Origin of the sequence: Herbaspirillum sp. B65 (genome assembly GCF_000333555.1) — a bacterium.
Taxonomy (GTDB): Bacteria; Pseudomonadota; Gammaproteobacteria; order Burkholderiales; family Burkholderiaceae_D; genus Herbaspirillum; species Herbaspirillum rubrisubalbicans.
Genome location: NZ_BADI01001084.1, coordinates 1 through 920 on the forward strand (window position 1 = coordinate 1; position 920 = coordinate 920).

Annotated in this window: 1 protein-coding gene; it reads left to right on the plus strand. The window is 62.7% G+C overall.

Going from position 1 to position 920, the window contains the following annotated elements; genetic code table 11:
* Positions 1–251 precede the first annotated feature (251 nt).
* Positions 252–920: NAD(P)/FAD-dependent oxidoreductase (locus I5W_RS25715; protein ID WP_044531387.1), on the plus strand; the 669-nt coding region annotated here is incomplete at its 3' end.

Sequence of the window (920 nt, forward strand, 5' to 3'; positions counted from 1 at the left end):
GGGCCAGCACGGCTCACAAAGCTGCTCAGACAGGACAATCTGCCCAAGTGATTTCGAACCAAAAGTATGCGATTCTGTCGGTCTGCATTGAGGGACATCAAGCTTCCGGCGTGCCGCGCTCATCAGGGGAGGCGCAGTACTGCCATGCAGGCATATCCGAATAGAGAGTAGGGGACAGCTGTGCAATCGGGCCACCTCAGGGCTGCCGGTTTGCGCGGACAGAACAACAGATTACTTTTGAAAGGAAGGCAATGCCCCACGTCATCATCATCGGTTGTGGATTCGGCGGCCTGGCTGCGGCGCGCGAGCTGGCCAATGCCGAGGTGCGCATCACCATGATCGATCGCAGCAACCACCACCTGTTCCAGCCGTTGCTCTACCAGGTGGCCACGGCCGGGCTGTCGGCCCCGGCCATCAGCGCACCGATCCGCGCCATCCTGGCGCAGCAGCGCAACCTGACCACCTTGATGGCGGCGGTGATCGATATCGATACCACGGCCCGCACGGTCACGCTGGAAGACGGCAGTGTGATCGCCTACGACCACCTGATCGTGGCGGCGGGTTCCACCCACAGCTACTTTGGCCGCGACGAATGGAGCGCCCTGGCGCCGGGCCTGAAGACCCTGGAAGACGCCTTCGAAATCCGCAAGCGCATCCTGATGGCCTTCGAACACGCCGAGCGCGAGACCGATGCGCGGCGCCGCCAGGAATGGCTGACCTTCACCGTCATCGGCGGTGGTGCTACCGGCGTGGAAATGGCCGGCACCCTGGTGGAGATTGCCCGCCATACCTTGTCGGGCGAATTCCGCAACATCGATCCGCATTCGGCGCGGGTGGTGCTCATCGAGGGATCCGATCGCATCCTCGGCGCCTATCCTGCGGACCTGTCGGAAAAGGCGCGCGAGCAATTGCAAAAGCTG